Here is a 15,830-nt window from a genome sequence, read left to right as displayed (position 1 = left end):
ATGGTTACACAGCGTTTTCGCCGCAGGGAAATGCCAAAAGCGGCAAAACAATCTCAATAATTGCAAAGCCCGGTCGATACTTGATCTGCGTCACCCGCTCGCCTGAGCAAAACGCTACCCTGCACGGCCTGAGAGCGTGCTATGCTGCGCTGATTAAATCTGCACCTCCTCACAGACGCATCAACATTCAGAGGAACTGGCGGTGCCGCCGTTAAAACGAAAACGCGACTACGCAAGAATAATTATTATCCTGTCCGGGGTGCTGCCCTTGCTGCTCGGCATCCTGTTCACGGCGATCGACGCGCGGCATACCGTCCAGCAGCAGCAGATCAACGCCGCCAATACCCTGCTCTCGCAGGCGGAAAAAATGAGCGACAGCGCCTGGGATATGATCACCTGGCTACGCCGTTTTCACCGTCAGCCCTGCGAAAAATTCGAAGACGAACTGCAGCGCGCCGGCAACCTTAACGCCTATTTCCGCGCCATCGGCAAGCTGGAAGGGGTGAAAATCACCTGCTCGTCGGCCTACGGCGTCAATCCCGGCTCGTTAAGCGACATGATACTGCGTGCGCCGCCGGTTACCGGCAAAGCCTGGTGGAGCCTCTCTCTTGCCGGCACGGCTGGCGTGCCGCAGCGTCCGGCAGTGATTTTTGTCCGGCAACTGCCGGATGATGAGGGTTTCTGGGCGCTTATCGACGGCCAGTATCTGATGGATTTTATGAACGCCATCGGCGAGGCGCGCGGCTATCGGCTCAGCATACGCTTTAACGACGGCGCGCCTGTCTCCACCGGCCAGGGGACGCCGCCTCACGCCAGCCTGTTTAGCGCCAGCATTTATCAGGCGCAGTCGAAGCGCTATCCCATTAGCGTGACCATCGAGACGCCAGGCGCGGAGATCATGCGCGCCTGGCGTCAGGTGACGTTGATTTTCCTGCCGATGACGGCCATTCTCTCTATTCTGCTGATGATTCTGACCGCCAACTGGCTGCAGCGCCGTATCTCCTGGCGCGATGAGATCCGCCGCGCCATCAATGCGCGCCAGTTTTCGGTTCACTACCAGCCGGTTTATAACAACCACACCGAGACCTGTAACGGCGCCGAAGCGCTGCTGCGCTGGACGCTGCCAAACGGCGACGTGGTTCGACCCGATATTTTTATCAGCGCAGCCGAAGCGGAAGGCATGATCGTGCCGCTGACGCGTCATCTTCTCGACCTGGTCGCCGAAGATGTGCAGCAGTGGCAGGTCGAGCCAGGCTTTCATCTCGGTATCAACGTCGCTGCCGAACATCTGCAGCATCCCGCCTTCGTGAAGGATATGCTCAACTTCGCCGATAAAATTAAGCAGACGCCGCTGCAGATTACCCTGGAGCTGACCGAGCGCAGCCTGATTAAAGATGGCGAAGATGTGGCGCGAAAACTCGATCGTCTGCGCGCCGACGGCATGAAGGTAGCCATCGATGATTTCGGCACCGGACACTGCTCGCTCAGCTATCTGCAGACCTTCTCGCTCGACTATCTGAAAATCGATCGTGGCTTTATCAACGCGATTGAGTCGCTGTCGGGCGAAACGCCGGTGCTGGACGCCATTATCACCCTCAGCCATAAGCTGCAGCTGGAGGTGCTGGGCGAAGGCGTGGAGACGGCGTTGCAGTACCTCTACCTGCGCCAGCGCGGCGTGACCTTTATTCAGGGCTACTATTATGCTTTGCCTATGGATAACAGCACGCTTATCGCCTGGCTCGCAGAGCATACGCATCAGCCGATACGCACAGAGGAATCTGACGATGCTCCACTGCACCCTTCTTGATGACTACCAGAACGTTGCCCTGTCGCTGGCCGACTGGGATTCGCTGCGCCCCGCCGTGCAGACCCGCTCGCTGCAGCAGCCTGTTGCCGACGACGACGCGCTGATCGCCGCGCTGGCCGACAGCGATATTATCGTCGTCATGCGCGAGCGCACCCCGCTCACTGCCGCCCGGCTGGCGCGCCTGCCGCGGCTGAAGCTGATCGTCACCTCTGGCATGCGCAATGCCGCCATCGATCTGGACGCCTGCCGCGCGCGCGGCATCGCGGTATGCGGCACCGAGAGCAGCAGCGCGCCGCCGCTGGAGCTTACCTGGGGTTTGCTGCTGGCGCTGGCGCGCCACATCGTGCCGGAGAATCAGGCGCTGCGCAGCGGCGGTCCGTGGCAGCAGCACCTCGGCATGGGGCTGGAAGGTAAAAGCCTGGGGCTGATCGGACTGGGCAAGATCGGCGGCGGTATGGCGAAAGTGGCGCAGGCGTTCGGCATGCAGGTTTGTGCCTGGAGCCAGAATCTTACCGCCGAGCGCGCGGCAGCGTGCGGCGCAACGCGGATGCCGTCACTTCAGGCGCTGCTGGCGGCGAGCGATATCGTGTCGCTTCATCTGGTGTTAAGCGAACGCACGCGCCATCTGCTCGACGCCGCCGCGCTGGCGCAGATGAAGCCCGGCGCGCTGCTGGTGAACACGGCGCGCGCGGGCCTGGTGGATCAGCAGGCGATGATCGCCGCGCTGCGTTCCGGCCAGCTGGCAGGCGCAGCGCTGGACGTATTCGACGTCGAACCGCTGCCCGTCGATCATCCGCTGCGGCAGCTGCCCAACGTGCTGGCGACGCCGCATCTCGGCTATGTCGCCGACAGCAACTACCGGCGCTACTTCACCCAGGCGGTCGAGGATATCGCCGCCTGGCTGCAACATCAGCCGCTGCGATCGCTGCTCTAGCGCCGCCTTCTGACGCAGACGCCGCAATTTTAACCGAAGCGCGGCGGTCAGATTTTCTTCTCTTTCCGCTAAGCGTCGCAAAACCTTGCAAAAATCAGCGGCGTTAAGCGCCTTATCCAACCGCCTGCTATTCCGCTATCGTCGGCAAAAAAGGCCGCTATCAGGCCAAACATGACAAATATCAACGAAAAACGGTATACTCTGCCACTGGTTGCAATAATTTCAATACTAATTATTGCGCCTAGTAGCCAGTGGAAAATTCTGCCGAACGGCTATGCTTAAATTTTCTCAATGCCGCGGACTGTTTCGTTCAATCGGTTCGCGACCTTGAGGACTTTCATGTGCTATTACAGGGTAACTCTATGAAACTACGTAGGAAGCGTGTCAAACCTATTGGGCTGGATGACGTCACTATTATCGATGACGCCCGTTTGCGCAAAGCCATTACTGCCGCGTCGCTGGGTAACGCGATGGAATGGTTCGATTTTGGCGTGTACGGCTTCGTCGCCTACGCGCTGGGTAAGGTCTTTTTCCCCGATGCGTCACCAGGCGTGCAGATGATCGCCGCGCTCGGTACCTTTTCCGTTCCCTTCCTGATTCGCCCGCTGGGCGGCCTCTTCTTCGGTATGCTGGGCGATAAGTACGGTCGCCAGAAGATTCTCTCAATCACCATTGTGATTATGTCGATCAGTACCTTCTGTATCGGCCTGATCCCCTCTTACGCCTCGATTGGTATCTGGGCACCGATTCTGCTGCTGATCGCCAAAATGGCGCAGGGCTTCTCGGTGGGCGGCGAATATACCGGCGCTTCCATCTTCGTTGCTGAATATTCCCCTGACCGCAAGCGCGGCTTTATGGGAAGCTGGCTCGACTTCGGCTCGATCGCTGGCTTTGTGCTCGGCGCCGGCATCGTGGTGCTGATCTCAGCGATTATCGGCGAAGCGAAGTTTATGGAATGGGGCTGGCGCCTGCCGTTCTTCCTCGCGCTGCCGCTCGGCATTATCGGCCTCTACCTGCGTCACGCGCTGGAAGAGACGCCAGCCTTCCAGCAGCACGTTGAAAAGCTGGAGCAAGGCGACCGCGAAGGCCTGCGCGACGGCCCGAAAGTGTCGTTTAAAGAGATCGCCAGCAAGCACTGGAAAAGCCTGCTTGCCTGTATCGGTCTGGTGATCGCCACCAACGTCACCTACTACATGCTGCTGACCTATATGCCGAGCTATCTGTCGCATAACCTGCACTACTCGGAAGATCACGGCGTACTGATTATTATCGCCATTATGATCGGCATGCTGTTTGTGCAGCCGGTAATGGGCATGCTCAGCGACCGCTTCGGCCGTCGTCCGTTTGTGATCATCGGCAGTATCGCCCTGCTGATCTTCTCTGTACCGTCCTTTATGCTGATTAACAGCGGCGTGCTGGGTCTGATTTTCGCCGGTCTGCTGCTGATGGCGGTGATCCTTAACGCCTTTACCGGCGTGATGGCGTCGTCGCTGCCGGCCATGTTCCCGACGCATATCCGCTACAGCGCGCTGGCAAGCGCCTTTAACATCTCCGTGCTGATTGCCGGTCTGACGCCGACGCTTGCCGCCTGGCTGGTGGAGACCACCAATAACCTCTATATGCCGGCCTACTACCTGATGGTGGTGGCGGTGATCGGCCTGATTACCGGCATCTATATGAAAGAGACGGCGAACAAACCGCTGCGCGGCGCGGCACCTGCCGCGTCCGACCTCGAAGAGGCGCGTGAAATCCTGCAGGAGCATCACGACAATATCGAACATAAAATCGAAGATATCGACGCTGAGATCGCCCGCCTTGAGGCGAAGCGTAAGAATCTGGTGCAGCAGCACCCCGATATTAACGAGTAATCCGTTTAAGGCCCGCCACTCGGCGGGCTTTTTTTTGCGCCGCACACAATCTTCATTCTCGCGCGTTAAAAGGAGTAGACTATCGCTACTTTTTTCACCTGCGTAAGAATGAATATGTCTGACTTTACTCTGCTCCAGCGTCCAAGAAGGCTGCGCTCCAGCCCCGCGATGCGTGAACTCTTCCAGGAAACCTCCCTCAGCCTGAACGATCTGGCGCTGCCGATTTTCGTTGAGGAAGGCGTTGACGACTACAAGGCCATTGAAGCGATGCCGGGCGTGATGCGCATTCCGGAAAAGCGCCTCGCCTGGGAAATCGAGCGCATCGCCAAAGCGGGCATCCGCTCGGTAATGACCTTCGGCATCTCGCACCACACCGACGCCACCGGCAGCGATGCCTGGAATGAAAACGGCCTGGTGGCGCGCATGTCGCGCATCTGCAAAGAGACGGTGCCGGAAATGATCGTTATGTCCGACACCTGCTTCTGCGAATACACCAGCCACGGCCACTGCGGCGTGCTGTGCGATCACGGCGTGGATAACGACGCAACCCTGATTAACCTCGGCAAGCAGGCGGTGGTGGCGGCAGCGGCGGGCGCGGACTTTATCGCGCCGTCGGCGGCGATGGATGGCCAGGTTAAGGCGATCCGCCAGGCGCTGGACGCGGCGGGCTTTACCCAGACCGCCATTATGTCCTACTCCACCAAGTTCGCCTCGTCGTTCTACGGCCCGTTCCGCGAAGCGGCCGGCACCGCGCTGAAAGGCGATCGCAAAACTTATCAAATGAATCCGATGAACCGCCGCGAAGCGATTCGCGAGTCGCTGATCGACGCGGCCGAAGGCGCGGATTCGCTGATGGTGAAACCGGCTGGCGCCTACCTCGACGTGCTGCGCGACATCCGCGAACGCACTGAGCTGCCGCTGGCGGCGTACCAGGTGAGCGGCGAATACGCGATGATCAAATTCGCCGCCCAGGCGGGTGCTATCGACGAGCGTAACGTCGTGCTGGAGAGCCTGGGTGCGATTAAACGCGCCGGCGCCGACCTGATTTTCAGCTACTTCGCCCTCGACCTCGCAGAACAGAAAATCCTCTGATCGCTTCCGCATCCTGCCGTCGCAACGACGGCAGGATCGCTTTTCGCCTCTGTAACGTTAGCGCTGCGCTAACGCCTCAATTAACGTCTGATTAAAGCGATCGGGCGACTCCATCTGTGGCGCATGGCCCATGCCGGGAAACTCAATCAGGCGCGCGCCGGGAATGCGCTTCGCCACCTCTTTGCCCAGCACCTCATAGTGACCCAGCGTCGCTTTCACCTCCGGCGAGGCGATATCGCTGCCGATAGCGGTGGTATCGGCGGTGCCGATCATCAGCGTGGTGGGCACTTTCAGGTCGCCAAACTCGTAAAATACCGGCTGGGTAAAAATCATGTCGTAGATCAGCGCCGAGTTCCAGGCCACCTTCTTATGCCCCGGGCCGGCATTCAGGCCCGCCAGCATATCGACCCATTTGTCATACTCCGGCTTCCACTGGCCGCTGTAGTAGGTGTGCTGCTCATACTTTTTGATGCCCGCCGCATCCAGCTTCAGCTCGCGCTGATACCACTGATCCACGCTGCGCCAGGGGGCACCTTTGGCTTTCCAGTCCTCCAGCCCGATGGGGTTCACCAGAACCAGCTGCTGCGTCTCGGCGGGATACATCAGCGCATAGCGCGTGGCGAGCATGCCGCCGGTGGAGTGGCCGACGATCGTTGCTCTCTTTATGCCGAGATGCGCCAGCAGCTGATGAGTGTTATCCGCCAGCTGCTGGAAGCTGTATTGATAGTTATCGGGCTTGCTGGCGGTGCAAAAGCCGATCTGATCCGGCGCGACGACGCGATAGCCCGCCTGGCTTAGCGCGCGTATGCTCCCCTCCCAGGTTGCGCCGCAGAAATTTTTACCGTGCAGCAGCACCACGGTCTGCCCGTTGGCGCGACCGGTTGGCCTGACATCCATATAGCCCATGCTGAGCGTCTGCTGCTGAGAAGAGAAGCTGAAGCGCTGGAGCGGGAAAGGATACTGGAAGCCTTCCAGCTGTTCGCCATAGGTGGTGGCGGCAAAAGCGGGCGCAGCGCTAAACAGGGTTACTGAGGCGAGTAGCGCAGCAAGCGATTTTTTCGGGCCAGAGGTCGGACGCATGCGGTGATCTCCATTATGAGCAAAAGAGCGGCAGTGTGACACGCGCTAAGGCCAGTCGTATTGTTGCGCTGTGTCATATAAATGATTTTTCTACAAAAAAGCTTAGTCTGCTCTCTGTCATTTTTCCTGATGGTCAAAAGCGAATAAAATGCCCGCCTCCGTCAATTACCGTCATAAATATTGCAGAAAATCTAAATATTCCCGACGGCGCGAGAAGATTAAGTTACGTTTATTTATTTTTTTGGCTTAATTTTCACAACCAAAATACAACACGGCCTCCTTTTTGATAAAAAACTCATATATCGCTCCTCTTGTAAAAAAATAAAAATGAATATTCTGATACTTCTTTACTTAAGCCCCACTTAGCGAAAGATTAAAAACCCTACACTATGCGCAATTTTTTATGAGGTGGATTATGCAAGAGAAGAAATATAATGAAGAGGTGATTGATAGCGTGACCGAGTGGATTAACACCCATCTCGATCAGCGACTCAGCATTAATGATATTGCCGAAAAGTCCGGCTATTCCAAATGGTATCTACAGAAGCTTTTCGCCCGCTGCCGCAACGAGACGCTGGCGCGCTATATTCGCAAGCGTAAACTGGCCGCCTGCGTCTACATCCTGAAAAGCAGCAACACGCCGATTATTACTCTGGCGATGAAATACCATTTCGAAAGTCAGCAGTCATTTACGCGCTCGTTTAAGCAGGTCATGGGCTGTACGCCCTACGTCTGTCGCAAACGTCAGCTCGATCCAGAAATCCAGGCGCAGCTGGAAGGCAATATTAATCCCTGCGAGCTCTGTCTACAGGCAAAGCCCGTTGTCAACAACCACAAACGTTTTACCTCTGCGCGTCTGGATATTCGCAATATCGACACTGCAGAGGCCTGCAATGGCCTGCGCTGATGGCGTTTATAACAGTGAAAAATAAAGGGCGACCACAGCGCCCTTTATTTTTCTACTCTTCGTCCGGCGAGTAATATTGCACGCCGATTTTAATGCGTTCACGCCCGCTGGCTACGCGATGCCGATTGCTGTCGCGCAGCGAATAGACGCAGCCGCAATACTCCTGCTGATAAAATCGCTCGCGCTTGCTGATTTCGATCATGCGCGCCGATCCGCCGCCTTTACGCCAGTTGTAATCCCAGTAGATCATCTCGGGATAGCGGCTGGCGGCGCGCACGCCGCAGTCGTTGATCTGCTGCATATTCTTCCAGCGCGAAATGCCGAGCGAGCTGGTGATCACCGGAAAGCCATGTTCATGCGCATAGAGCGCGGTGCGCTCAAAGCGCATATCGAAACACATGGTGCAGCGTTCGCCGCGCTCCGGCTCCCACTCCATGCCTTTTGCGCGCTCAAACCAGTTATCGCGATCGTAGTCCGCGTCGACAAAGGGCACGCCGAACTGCTCAGCGAAGCGGATATTCTCCTCTTTGCGCAGCTCATACTCTTTCAGCGGATGGATATTGGGGTTATAGAAAAAGATGGTGTAATCGATGCCGGACGCCAGCATCGCCTCCATGACCTCGCCCGAGCAGGGCGCGCAGCAGGAGTGCAACAGGACTTTATTGTGGCCGCCAGGCAGCGGCAGCGGCTTGCGCTGAAGGGACTGAGACATAATAACTCCTTGTCAGACTATGCCGCGAGTGTAGTGTTTCAGGGATGCAGATGCAAAAAAGGCGCTGGCGCGCCCTGTTTTACCACTGCAAAAGCTGTCCGGCGTAGTCCACGTAGTGATGGCCGCCGCGTCCGCGCCAGGCCTCCAGCTGCTGCACCAGCCCTTCGCCGCTCTGCTCGACCGTTACCGGCGCGGACTCACCGCCCATATCGGTTTTCACCCAGCCCGGATGCAGCGACAGCAGCGTCGCGTTATGCTGGTTAATCTGCGGCAGCAGCGCGCGGCTCAGCATATTAAGCGCCGACTTGCTGGCGGAGTAGATCGGCATCGCCGCCGTGTCGTTCTCGTTCAGACTGCCGAGAATAGAGGTGGTAAAGCCGATAACGCCGTTCTGCTTCGCCAGCAGCGGCAGCAGCGCCTCCGCGCAGCGCACCGGCGCGATGGCGTTGGTCAGGAACAGCTGCGCCAGCTCGTCGTCACTGCTCTGCAGCAGGTTCTGATGCGACGGGCCGGAAATACCGGCGTTGATCAGAATCGCATCGAAGGTTTCCTCTTTAAGCCGCGCCGCCAGCTGACGCACCTCCTCCTGATGGGTCATATCCAGCGCGTGCCACTGCGCCTCCGCCTCCGGCGCGCTGCTGCGGTAGGTCGCCGTGACCTGCCACCCTTTGGCCGCCAGCGCCCTGACCACCGCCAGGCCGATGCCGCGCGATGCGCCGATAACTAATGCTTTGCCTGCCATATCCGTTCCTCTCTGATGAAGTGTCTTAAACAGCTTATAGCCGAATGCGTCATTAAGCGCGGCGCGCGCACAAGCGGTTTACGGCGGAGAGTGGGGCGTAAAACTTCCCTCTGTTTCGAGCGGCACGCCGTCGTGATGCGTCATCGCCAGCGAGCTGGCGCTGGCCGGATCGAACAGCGACAGGCTTTCAATCTGATCCACCATTAGCACTTTACGGAACGCCATGGCGTTTTTCGGCTCGGATGTAAGCGTGATGTCGTGCTCGGCATACCAGCGGCTGTAGTTATGTTCAATCGACATGCTGAGCGTTTTGCTGTCGCGGTAGCCGCTGAGCATCGGGATGATCACGATATTGGCGGTGTTTTCATACTCAAAGGTGGCGGCATGCACCATGCCAATATAGATACGGCGCGACTTGAGGGTAATCCACGCCAGCTCGCCCTCCCGCATGCACTGATAGAGCAGCTGCTCGACGCCGTTGGATTTGGAAAGCTGCTGATAGAGATCCTGGCGTCCGCTGCTGTTCAGGCGCGCGCTCGCCGACCAGTTCGAGCGGTACATACAGAACAGCACCGCGAAGGCGAGCATCACCACCACCGGCGCCTGGATGCCGAGGAAGCTCCAGTTCATAAACTCCATCTGCCAGCGCAGATGTTCGCCGGGCACCAGCTGCAGCGCGTTAGCGAGGCTGGAGACAATCAGCAGCAGCAGCCAGATGATAGCGGTCGCCAGCATCCCCTGCAGCACGAAGATACAGCCGTAGAGCGCTACCAGAAAATAGACATCCCAGCCGAAGCTGCGACGGATTTTAAACCGGCTGGAGAGATCGCGGCTGGTGTACCAGTAGCCGCAGACCATCAGCACCATGAATATCGCCGTACCCATCTTAAACTCCTTTTAGCGTTTCGACGTGGCGGGCGAAATCCTCATGCACTTCCTCACTCAGCACGTTTACCGAAGCGTTGCCGTCCTCATCGATAATGATGCGCTCGCCGTCGGCGATGGAATCATTCAAATCCTGACGTGACATGCCTCTGATAAAGCTTTCCGGGCTGGAAAACAGGGAACGCATAAAGGTAAGCATGGGTGGCGGATCTCCTCTGTGATAAATCAGAAGTATGAAATCGGGACGGCAAACGCGCCAGGCGGATTCGTCTAAAAGTGTTGCGAGTCAGGGAATTAGCGAAGCGGCAGGCGGAGAAAACGCAGCAAACGTGGGGTTGATGCGGAGCAGAAATCGGATTAAGAAAGGCGTCGGCCAGGCCCGGAACCGACGCCCAGCGCGCGCGTTACAATGCCTGCGCGCACGCCCAGGCTGAACTCCACGCCCACTGGAAGTTGTAGCCGCCCAGCCAGCCGGTGACGTCCACCACTTCGCCGATAAAATATAATCCCGGCACGTCGCGCGCCTCCATCGTCTTCGAGGAGAGCTGCGTGGTGTCGACGCCGCCCAGCGTCACCTCGGCGGTGCGGTAGCCTTCCGTGCCGTTGGGCTGCACGCGCCACTGATGCAGCGTCTGCGCCAGTTCAGCCTGCTGCTTGCCGTTGAGCTGCTTCAGCGTCACATCGGGCACCTGCCCCATCTCCTGCAATACCTCTACCAGACGCTTCGGCAGCAGCTTCGCCAGGCTGTTTTTCAGGCTCAGATTTGGATGTGCCTCGCGCTGTACGCTGATGAACGCTTCTATTGAGGTAGCGGGCGAGAGGTTGACGGTAATATGCTCGCCCGGCAGCCAGTAGCTGGAGATTTGCAGCACCGCCGGACCGGACAGGCCGCGGTGGGTGAAGAGCATCGCCTCTTTAAACAGCGTGCCGTCCTGCGCTTCAATGGTGGTATCGATGGCGACGCCGGAGAGCGTCTGTAGCCGCTCCAGCAGCGGCTTATGCAGGGTAAAGGGCACCAGCGCGGCGCGGGTCGGATAGACCTTCAGGCCGAACTGCTCGGCAATCTTATAACCGAACGGCGTGGCGCCAAGGCCGGGCATAGAGAGCCCGCCGCTGGCGATCACCAGCTTTTCCGCCTGCACCGTCGCGCCGTTGAGCTGCAGCCGGTAGCCCGAGGCGTCGCGCGCCACGCTCAGCACCTCGCTGCGCAGGCGCAGCGTCACCTCGCCCTTCTCGCACTCCGCCATCAGCATATCGACAATCTGCGCCGCCGAGTCGTCGCAGAAAAGCTGACCCAGCGTCTTTTCGTGATACGCAATCTTGTGGCGATTAACCAGCTCGATAAAATCCCACTGGGTGTAGCGCGCCAGCGCTGATTTGCAGAAGTGCGGGTTGTGCGACAGGTAGGCGGCAGGTTCGGTGTACATATTGGTAAAGTTGCAGCGCCCGCCGCCTGACATCAGGATCTTACGCCCGGGCTTTTTGCCGTTATCCAGCAACAGCACGCGGCGGCCTCGCTGACCGGCCTGCGCCGCGCAAAACAGTCCCGCCGCGCCGGCGCCGATAATAATAACGTCAAACTTTTCCACTGCCTTCGCCCCGCTTTTTTAAGAGGCGCTGATTGTAGAGGTCTGCTCTGCATGACGCCAGCGCCAAAAATTTGTCGTAATTATGTCATAATGTAAACGACTAATTTTAAGGCAGTTTTAGGTGCACTCAGTCAACTTTTGACATTCTTAAGTCAAAACAAGGCTATATTTTGCTTTCCCATACCCTGCGTTGTCGCAGATAATGCGCCGCGCTCATGTCCTCAAAATGGCGTAATGTGTATGCTACATTTGTTCGCTGGTCTTGACCTCAGTACCGGCCTGTTATTGGTTCTTGCCCTGCTGTTTGTATTGTTTTACGAAGCAATCAACGGCTTTCACGACACGGCCAACGCAGTTGCGACGGTTATCTATACTCGTGCCATGCGCGCGCAGTTAGCTGTAGTAATGGCAGGCGTGTTCAACTTCCTCGGCGTGCTGCTCGGTGGTTTAAGCGTTGCTTACGCCATTGTGCATATGCTTCCTACCGATCTGTTATTAAACGTTGGCTCCACGCACGGCCTGGCAATGGTCTTCTCCATGCTGCTGGCGGCGATTATCTGGAACCTCGGCACCTGGTATCTCGGTCTGCCGGCCTCCAGTTCGCATACGCTGATTGGCGCGATTATCGGCATCGGCCTGACCAACGCGCTGATGACCGGCACTTCGGTGATCGACGCGCTTAATATCCCTAAAGTGATAAACATCTTCCTGTCGCTGATCCTGTCACCGATTGTCGGTCTGATTATCGCGGGCGGCCTGATTTTCCTGCTGCGTCGCTACTGGAGCGGCACGAAAAAGCGCGCGCGTATCCATATGACGCCGGCTGACCGCGAGAAGATCGACGGCAAGAAAAAGCCGCCGTTCTGGACGCGTATCGCGCTGATTGTCTCCGCTATCGGCGTCAGCTATTCACACGGCGCTAACGATGGTCAGAAAGGCATTGGCCTGATTATGCTGGTGCTGATCGGCGTCGCGCCGGCAGGCTTCGTGGTTAATATGAACGCCAGCGGCTACGACATCACGCGTACGCGCGACGCGGTCAATCACCTCGAGCAGTATTATCAGCAGCATAGCGAGGCGCTGACGCACATCATTCAGATGGCACCGCCTGCGCTACCGACACCGGAAGAGACGCCGTCTGGCCCGAAAGAGTTCCACTGCGACAGCGCCCGTGCGCTGCAGGCGGTTCAGCGCGCGCAGAGCCTGCTGAACAACAACCTGCAAAGCTACGAGCAGCTTAGCGTGGAGCAACGCAGCCAGATGCGTCGTCTGCTGCTGTGCATCGCCGATACCGCTGATAAGGCGGCCAAGCTGCCGGAAACCAGCGCCGACGATAAACGCTTCCTCGGCAAGCTGAAAACCGATCTGCTGGGCACCATTGAGTATGCGCCGGTGTGGATCATTATGGCGGTCGCGCTGGCGCTCGGCATCGGCACCATGATCGGCTGGCGTCGCGTCGCGACCACCATCGGCGAGAAGATTGGTAAAAAAGGCATGACCTACGCGCAGGGCATGTCGGCGCAGGTGACTGCGGCGGTTTCAATCGGCATCGCCAGCTACACGGGCATGCCGGTTTCGACCACGCATATTCTGTCGTCGTCGGTTGCAGGCACCATGCTGGTGGACGGCGGCGGGCTGCAGAGCCGCACCATCAAGAATATCGCCATGGCGTGGGTCTTTACGCTGCCGGTCTGTATTCTGCTGTCGGGCAGCCTCTACTGGCTGGCGCTGAAGCTGGTGTAAAACACGCAAATATCAAGGGCGACGCAGGTCGCCCTTTTTATTTCTAGTGCCAGATCGCCAGACAAATCAGACTGAGGATCACCAACCCGCATAGCGCGCTGGTCAGGATAAACTGACCGCGCACCCGCTCGCAGCGACGAATAAATTCGTCATCATGATGGTCGAGATAGCGTTTCGCCCAGATATAACGCACCAGCCGCACCTGTTTGCTCGGCTGACCGTGCGAGGTAAAGAAGCCTGCCCCGTCAACATACTGATAGAGTAAGGGATCGCAGCCTCGCAGCACCGCCAGCAGCGCGCGCAAAGAAGAAAAGTAGCGCGCCATATTCACAATACACACCACACAAAGAGCCCAGAAAAGCGCGATAGTGCTGATCATATTTCCCTCCCGGCTGGAGCCGCGGAGACAGGCTGGAGCGCGGCTGCGCTTCATGCTCCACGGGAAAAAGCCGACCACTGAATGACCCGAACAGATCTGTTTTTTTTGACAAGGTTACGCGGTCGGCACCCGAGAAGTACCACCGTTAATTTGTAGTGTAGGAGAAGTTTTTAACTCTTTTCCAGCGAGGATTTTCGTTCGCCGCGAGCGAAAAGGCGCTAAGCCTTGATCTTATTCACAACCGAAGCGTATGCAGCAGCATTTGTTACCCGTCGCCGCTATACTAAAGGCATAACAACTATCTGTCGGGAACACCGACAGAACACCTGGTGACAAATATCGCCCGTTCGCGTAAAGGATTGCGCAGGCAATGACGCGAGAGGAAGACAGGTCGCCATCCTGAATCTTGTGAAAGGAGTTATATCATGGCTTATAAACATATCCTGATTGCGGTAGACCTTTCTCCCGAAAGCCAGCTGCTGGTGGATAAAGCCGTCTCGCTGGCGCGCCCCTATGACGCCAAAATTTCGCTGATTCACGTCGATGTGAACTATTCCGATCTCTACACCGGCCTGATAGACGTCAACCTGGGCGATATGCAGAAGCGTATCTCGGAAGAGACCCATACCGCGCTGCGCGGACTGTCGGATGCGGCAGGCTATCCCATCAGCGAGACCCTGAGCGGCAGCGGCGATCTTGGCCAGGTGCTGGTCGATGCGATCAAAAAATATGACGTGGATTTAGTGGTGTGCGGCCACCATCAGGATTTCTGGAGCAAGCTGATGTCATCAGCGCGCCAGCTGATTAACACCGTGCATATCGATATGCTGATCGTCCCGCTGCGCGACGCGGATGACGAATAACCGCTGAGAAAAGCCGGCGCGTGCCGGCTTTTTTTCGCCGCGCCAGCAGCCCGCGTTATAGCCAGATGCTTTATTGATTGTTTATTTCTTTAGTTATGGCGCAGTAGTGCGCTCACCGCTTCTGAAACACCGGCTGTTGCTGATTCACTAAAATAGCGCTGCTGTATAGCCGTTAGCCCTCGCTATTTCCTGCACCCTGTCTGCCCGCGCCAAATAAAGAATTCGCCTGTACTCTCACCCGCTTATTTCCCCGATCGCCAGAATCAAACGGTTGATTTAAAAATTTGGCGGTCTGCGTATCGTGCAGGGCTTTCTGGCCTCTCCTGAGCGTCAGGACTACGCGCGCAGGCTGAATTAATTTTACTTTTCAGCACACACCGGAAATTAAATAAGACGTTAAGCCTGGCAGGTTAGCGCGTGCCTGACGCGACGACAGGCACGCTTTTTATCTTTGCAGTGGGAGAATTATATTTCCCGGCCGAGCGGCGGATAAATATCGAAGCGATGGCTTTTGGTCACCACCGCCGACTGCGTTGCCACGCCCGCCAGCGGCGGCGCATAGTCGGGACGCTTCACCACAATGCGCTTCTTCGCCAGACGGCGCGCCGGCTCCAGCAGCGCGTCGGCGTCCTCATCGGCACCCACCAGCGACTGAAACACCCGCATCTCTTTTTTCACCATCGCGCTTTTCTGCCGGTGGGGATACATCGGATCGAGATAAACCACGTCCGGCGCAGGCATGATGTCGCCGAGCGCCTGGGCGCTGGGGGCGTGGATCAGCGTCAGCCGCTCGCGCAGCCAGCCGCCGATCTCCGCATCCTGATAGCCGCGCTGCAGCCCATCGTCCAGCAGCGCCGCCACGACCGGATGACGCTCCAGCATGCGCACGCGGCAGCCGATCGCCGCCAGCACAAAGGCGTCGCGCCCGAGTCCGGCGGTCGCGTCCACCACGTCCGGCAGATAACCACTCTTTACGCCAACCGCTTTCGCCACCGCCTCGCCGCGTCCACCGCCGAAGCGACGACGGTGCGCCATCGCGCCTGAGACGAAGTCGACGAAGATGCCGCCCAGCTTCGGCTCGTCGCGCTTGCGCAGTTCAAGGTGCGTCGGCGTCTGTACCAGCGCCAGCACGCTGCTTTCGTCATGCTCCAGCTGCCAGCGCAGCGCCAGATGCGACAAGGCGCCGTCACCGGCGCCCGATTCATCAATCAAACAGATCTTCACTGCAG

Annotated in this window: 15 protein-coding genes; 7 read left to right on the top strand and 8 right to left on the bottom strand. The window is 57.9% G+C overall.

Annotation, left to right across the window (positions count from 1 at the left end):
* The first annotated feature begins 202 nt into the window (after window positions 1-202).
* The 4 genes from MHZ97_RS05280 to hemB all read left to right on the top strand — a co-directional run bounded on the left by MHZ97_RS05280 (window position 203) and on the right by hemB (window position 5,701).
* Window positions 203-1,807 carry an EAL domain-containing protein gene (locus MHZ97_RS05280; protein ID WP_239314673.1) on the top strand — a complete coding sequence of 535 codons (1,605 nt, stop codon included), beginning with the start codon at window positions 203-205 and terminating at the stop codon, window positions 1,805-1,807.
* A complete protein-coding gene (locus MHZ97_RS05275) occupies window positions 1,785-2,741 on the top strand; it encodes a D-2-hydroxyacid dehydrogenase family protein (protein WP_103796286.1) in 957 nt (318 codons plus the stop codon). The genes MHZ97_RS05280 and MHZ97_RS05275 overlap by 23 nt, the downstream gene beginning before the upstream one ends.
* Window positions 2,742-3,103: 362 nt before the next feature.
* On the top strand, window positions 3,104-4,609 hold the full coding sequence (gene proP / locus MHZ97_RS05270) for a glycine betaine/L-proline transporter ProP (RefSeq protein WP_103796285.1): 1,506 nt from the start codon (window positions 3,104-3,106) through the stop codon (window positions 4,607-4,609).
* A 114-nt stretch (window positions 4,610-4,723) separates the two neighbouring features.
* Complete coding sequence (hemB, locus tag MHZ97_RS05265) at window positions 4,724-5,701, top strand: porphobilinogen synthase (RefSeq protein WP_103796394.1); 978 nt, start codon at window positions 4,724-4,726, stop codon at window positions 5,699-5,701.
* A 57-nt stretch (window positions 5,702-5,758) separates the two neighbouring features.
* Here the strand turns inward: hemB and MHZ97_RS05260 are convergent, their stop codons facing one another.
* Window positions 5,759-6,781, bottom strand: a complete 1,023-nt coding sequence (locus MHZ97_RS05260; protein ID WP_239314674.1) for an alpha/beta fold hydrolase — start codon at window positions 6,779-6,781, stop codon at window positions 5,759-5,761.
* Between the two features lie 415 nt (window positions 6,782-7,196).
* Here MHZ97_RS05260 and MHZ97_RS05255 point away from each other — a divergent pair, with 415 nt between their 5' ends.
* Entirely contained in the window at window positions 7,197-7,688 is a 492-nt protein-coding gene (locus MHZ97_RS05255) for a helix-turn-helix domain-containing protein (RefSeq protein WP_103796283.1), read from the top strand.
* Window positions 7,689-7,740: 52 nt separating this feature from the next.
* Here MHZ97_RS05255 and MHZ97_RS05250 read toward each other — a convergent pair whose 3' ends face one another.
* The 5 genes from MHZ97_RS05250 to MHZ97_RS05230 all read right to left on the bottom strand — a co-directional run bounded on the left by MHZ97_RS05250 (window position 7,741) and on the right by MHZ97_RS05230 (window position 11,616).
* A complete protein-coding gene (locus MHZ97_RS05250; protein WP_103796282.1) occupies window positions 7,741-8,400 on the bottom strand; it encodes an epoxyqueuosine reductase QueH in 660 nt (219 codons plus the stop codon).
* A gap of 79 nt (window positions 8,401-8,479) precedes the next feature.
* Entirely contained in the window at window positions 8,480-9,142 is a 663-nt protein-coding gene (locus MHZ97_RS05245; protein WP_103796281.1) for an SDR family oxidoreductase, read from the bottom strand.
* 78 nt (window positions 9,143-9,220) lie between these two features.
* Window positions 9,221-10,027 (bottom strand): hypothetical protein, encoded by an 807-nt coding sequence (locus tag MHZ97_RS05240; RefSeq protein WP_224481592.1) that lies wholly within the window; start codon window positions 10,025-10,027, stop codon window positions 9,221-9,223.
* Window position 10,028: 1 nt separating this feature from the next.
* The gene (locus MHZ97_RS05235) at window positions 10,029-10,226 is read right to left on the bottom strand and encodes a hypothetical protein (RefSeq protein WP_103796280.1); all 198 of its coding nucleotides are present in this window, start codon (window positions 10,224-10,226) and stop codon (window positions 10,029-10,031) included.
* A 205-nt stretch (window positions 10,227-10,431) separates the two neighbouring features.
* Window positions 10,432-11,616 (bottom strand): NAD(P)/FAD-dependent oxidoreductase, encoded by a 1,185-nt coding sequence (locus tag MHZ97_RS05230; RefSeq protein WP_103796279.1) that lies wholly within the window; start codon window positions 11,614-11,616, stop codon window positions 10,432-10,434.
* Window positions 11,617-11,856: 240 nt separating this feature from the next.
* On the opposite strand from MHZ97_RS05230, the gene pitA reads away from it, so the two are divergent.
* Window positions 11,857-13,359, top strand: coding sequence for an inorganic phosphate transporter PitA (gene pitA, locus MHZ97_RS05225; protein WP_103796278.1), 1,503 nt, complete (start codon window positions 11,857-11,859; stop codon window positions 13,357-13,359).
* Window positions 13,360-13,402: 43 nt separating this feature from the next.
* On the opposite strand, the gene uspB is transcribed toward pitA, so the two are convergent.
* On the bottom strand, window positions 13,403-13,738 hold the full coding sequence (gene uspB / locus MHZ97_RS05220; RefSeq protein WP_081136393.1) for a universal stress protein UspB: 336 nt from the start codon (window positions 13,736-13,738) through the stop codon (window positions 13,403-13,405).
* Window positions 13,739-14,163: 425 nt separating this feature from the next.
* Here uspB and uspA point away from each other — a divergent pair, with 425 nt between their 5' ends.
* Window positions 14,164-14,601 carry a universal stress protein UspA gene (uspA, locus tag MHZ97_RS05215; RefSeq protein WP_081136391.1) on the top strand — a complete coding sequence of 146 codons (438 nt, stop codon included), beginning with the start codon at window positions 14,164-14,166 and terminating at the stop codon, window positions 14,599-14,601.
* 465 nt (window positions 14,602-15,066) lie between these two features.
* On the opposite strand, the gene rsmJ is transcribed toward uspA, so the two are convergent.
* Window positions 15,067-15,825: a 16S rRNA (guanine(1516)-N(2))-methyltransferase RsmJ gene (rsmJ, locus tag MHZ97_RS05210; RefSeq protein WP_239314675.1), complete on the bottom strand. Its 759-nt coding sequence runs from the start codon at window positions 15,823-15,825 to the stop codon at window positions 15,067-15,069.
* Window positions 15,826-15,830 lie beyond the last annotated feature (5 nt).

Source organism: Pantoea sp. ACRSC (assembly GCF_022346785.1).
GTDB classification, from domain to species: Bacteria; Pseudomonadota; Gammaproteobacteria; order Enterobacterales; family Enterobacteriaceae; genus Pantoea; species Pantoea alvi.
The sequence above is the reverse complement of the archived record's forward strand: the minus strand, read 5'-3'. Positions and strand labels throughout refer to the sequence as shown.